Raw genomic sequence first — 3195 nt, forward strand, 5'->3', positions numbered from 1 at the left:
CCCCGGCCCCGCCGCAGCAGGCCGAGCGCCCCGCCGTGCGCGGCACCGTGCCGCTGGCCCCGCAGGAGCAGCAGCCGCGCCGCCAGCAGGACCTGCCCACCGTGGTGGAGCCGGACCTCGGCGCCGGGTCCTCGGACCTGGACGTCCCGGACTTCCTCAAGTGACGGCCGCGGAGGGGCCGGCCGGGACCACACGGGTCCCCGCCGGCCCCTTCGTGCACCGCGAGACCGTCCGCACCGCGACGGGCGCCGTGCACGTGGCCTGGACGTCCGTGGCCGCCGGCAACCTCGCGCCGCACGTGGTCCCGCCGGACGAGGCCGCGGGGCTCGCTCGCGTCAGCGCCGCCCGCCGCGCCCTGGAGCGCGTGATGGGGGTCCCCGAGGGCGCCACGCTCTATCTGGACCAGGTGCACTCGGCCGACGTCGTGTGGGCGGACGGGCCCGGGCGCGGCGGTGCCTCGGCCCCCGTGGCCGACGCCGCCGTGAGCCGCGACGGGTCACGGCCGCTGGCCGTCATGGTGGCCGACTGCCTCCCCGTGGTCGTCGTCGACGAGACGACCGGCGCGACCGCCGTGGCCCACGCCGGGCGGCGCGGGCTGCTGGACGGCGTCCTGGAGGCGACCGTCGATCGGCTGCTCTCCCTGCGGCCGGAGGCCGACCGGACCGGTCCCGGCCTGCGCGCCTGGATCGGCCCCGGCGTGTGCGGCCGCTGCTATGAGGTGCCCGCGGCCATGCGCGACGACGCCGCCGCCTGCCTCCCGGCGACCGCGGCCACCACGTCCTGGGGCACCCCCGCCCTCGACCTGCCCGCCGGCGCCGCGGAGGTCCTCCGTGCCCGCGGGGTGGCCACCGCGACGATCAACGTGTGCACGCGGGAGGACGAGCGCCTGTTCTCACACCGTCGGGCGCCCGGTGAGGGCCGGTTCGCCGGCCTCGTCTGGCGCGCCGACCCCGACGCCACCGTCCCGAGAGGAGACGCATGACCGCCCCCGCCACCGCCGGGCCGACCCCGACGGACCCCCGCGCCCGGGAGATCGCCGACGCGCTCGCCGCGGTGCACGCCCGCATCGCCGACGCCGCGCGGGACGCCGGGCGCGAGGCGGAGCCCGCGCTCGTCGTCGTGACCAAGACCCACCCCGCCGACGACGTCGTGCGCCTCGCCGCGCTCGGCGTGACCGACGTGGGGGAGAACCGCGACCAGGAGGCCCGGCCCAAGGCCGAGGCCGTCGCCGCGGCTCTGGGGGCGGACGCCCCGCGCTGGCACTTCGTGGGCCAGCTGCAGACCAACAAGGCCAAGTACGTGGTGCGCTACGCGTCCGTGGTGGAGTCGGTGGACCGACCCGAACTGGCCGAGGCGCTCTCGCGGGCGCTCGTGCTGCGGCGCGAGCGCGAGCCCGAGGCCGCGATCCCCGACCTGGAGTGCCTCGTGCAGGTGGATGTCGACGACCGCGCCGACGAGGACCGTCCCGAGGGGATCGGCCCGCGCGGCGGCGCCCGCCCCGAGGACGTCCCCGCCCTCGCGGACGTCATCGCAGGCCTGCCGGGCCTGCGGCTGGGCGGGCTGATGTGCGTGGCACCGCGCGGCCTGGACCCGGAGCACGCGTTCCGCCGCCTTGCCGCACTCGGCGCGCGCCTGCGGCAGACGCATCCGGAGGCCACCGCACTGTCCATGGGGATGAGCGCGGACCTCGAGGCGGCCGTGCGCGCCGGGGCGACACAGGTGCGCATCGGCTCCGACGTTCTGGGGGCCCGGGACGCGGTGGGCTAACGTTGACCCCGCGCGTCCCGGCGGGACGCGACAGGACCGTGCGGACGCACGCGCACCGACGACGAACGACGGCGGCCCCCGGGGCCGGAGGACGTGGTGAAGGAAGACTCATGGCTGGTGCCCTGAAGAAGACGATGATCTACCTCGGCCTGGCCGACGGCGACGAGTACGACGAGCAGCCGCGTGCGGCCGAGCGGGAGACCGCGCCCCGACACGAGGTCGTCGAGGCGCGCCGCCCCGCGGAGCCGGACACCGACCCCCACATGGAGGCCGTCCGCCCGGCTGCGGTCCGCGATCCCGAGCCGGCCGAGCGGCCGGAGCCCGTGACCCCGTCCGGCTCCACCGCGGCCGATCCCGTCGAACCCCGGCGTCCGGCGCGTCCCGAGCCGGTCGACCCGGGCTACCGGGCCCCGGTGACCCCCATCAAGCGAGCCGCAGCGTCGTCTGCCGAAGGAGCCTCCGTGCACACCCTCTCCACCGTCCACCCCCGCTCCTACAACGACGCGAAGGCGATCGGCGAGGCCTTCCGCTCCGGCGTCCCCGTGATCATGAACGTGACCGACCTCGGTGAGAACGAGGCCAAGCGCCTCGTGGACTTCGCGGCCGGCCTCGTCTTCGGCCTGCACGGCTCGATCTCCCGCATCACCAGCAAGGTGTTCCTGCTGACCCCGGCCACCGTGGACGTCGTCGGCGCCGAGCAGGGCGAGTCCGGCGCGGCCGACTCCCCGTTCGACGGCGACTGAGGCGCCCATGCAGCTGCTCCTCGCCCTCGCCTACATCGCCCTGACGGTGGTGCTCGCGGCGCTGACCGTGCGGATCGTCCTGGACGTCACGCAGTCGTTCGTCCGCCACTGGCGCCCCACCGGGGCGGCCCTCATGCCGGCCAGCGGCGTGTACGGGGCCACCGATCCGTTGCTGCGCCCCGTGCGTCGTGCCGTGCCGCCGGTGAACCTGGGCGGCATCGGCCTGGACGTGGCCTTCCTCATCGTGTTCCTCGGCGTCGTCCTGCTGCGGGTCCTGGTGCTGAGCCTGGCCGGCGTGGCCTGACCCGCGGCCCGGGGCGGCTGTCGGCCCCGGTGGTAGTCTTCGCGGCAGGATCGGCGCCGCCCCTCACCGGCGCGCCGACCGCCGACGCGCCGGGCCGCCCGGCCGTCCCCGAGCACCGAGCAGAGAGCGAGACGGTTCCATGGCGCTGTCCTGGGAAGACGTGGTCAACAAGCAGTTCCAGCCCACGAAGTTCCGCGAGGGCTACGACCAGACCGAGGTGGATGACTTCCTCGACGAGATCGTGGCGGAGTTCAAGCGCCTGATCGCCCTCAACGAGCAGCTCGAGTCCGAGAACGCGGAGCTGCGCGCCGGCGGCGCCGCCCCGGCCGCCGGCCCCGCTGCGGACACCCCGGAGGCCGCCGCGACCCCGGCCTCCGCCGA

The 3195-nt window shown here is 76.4% G+C and carries 5 protein-coding genes and 1 pseudogene; all 6 read left to right on the forward strand.

The window, feature by feature from the left end; genetic code table 11:
• Window positions 1-164, forward strand: a pseudogene (locus SJ20_RS11885) (cell division protein FtsZ); the annotation flags it as partial.
• Window positions 161-982: a polyphenol oxidase family protein gene (locus SJ20_RS07555; RefSeq protein WP_044659508.1), complete on the forward strand. Its 822-nt coding sequence runs from the start codon at window positions 161-163 to the stop codon at window positions 980-982. The pseudogene SJ20_RS11885 and the gene SJ20_RS07555, both read left to right, overlap by 4 nt.
• A complete protein-coding gene (locus SJ20_RS07560; protein ID WP_041102722.1) occupies window positions 979-1767 on the forward strand; it encodes a YggS family pyridoxal phosphate-dependent enzyme in 789 nt (262 codons plus the stop codon). Before SJ20_RS07555 ends, SJ20_RS07560 begins: the two co-directional genes overlap by 4 nt.
• Before the next feature lie 110 nt (window positions 1768-1877).
• The gene (gene sepF, locus SJ20_RS07565) at window positions 1878-2510 is read left to right on the forward strand and encodes a cell division protein SepF (RefSeq protein ID WP_036314178.1); all 633 of its coding nucleotides are present in this window, start codon (window positions 1878-1880) and stop codon (window positions 2508-2510) included.
• Between the two features lie 7 nt (window positions 2511-2517).
• Window positions 2518-2814, forward strand: a complete 297-nt coding sequence (locus SJ20_RS07570) for a YggT family protein (RefSeq protein WP_044659509.1) — start codon at window positions 2518-2520, stop codon at window positions 2812-2814.
• Between the two features lie 139 nt (window positions 2815-2953).
• Window positions 2954-3195: DivIVA domain-containing protein (locus tag SJ20_RS07575; protein ID WP_044659510.1), on the forward strand; the 242-nt coding region annotated here is incomplete at its 3' end.

Origin of the sequence: Micrococcus sp. MS-ASIII-49, assembly GCF_000946635.1 — a bacterium.
Lineage (GTDB): Bacteria > Actinomycetota > Actinomycetes > Actinomycetales > Micrococcaceae > Micrococcus > Micrococcus luteus.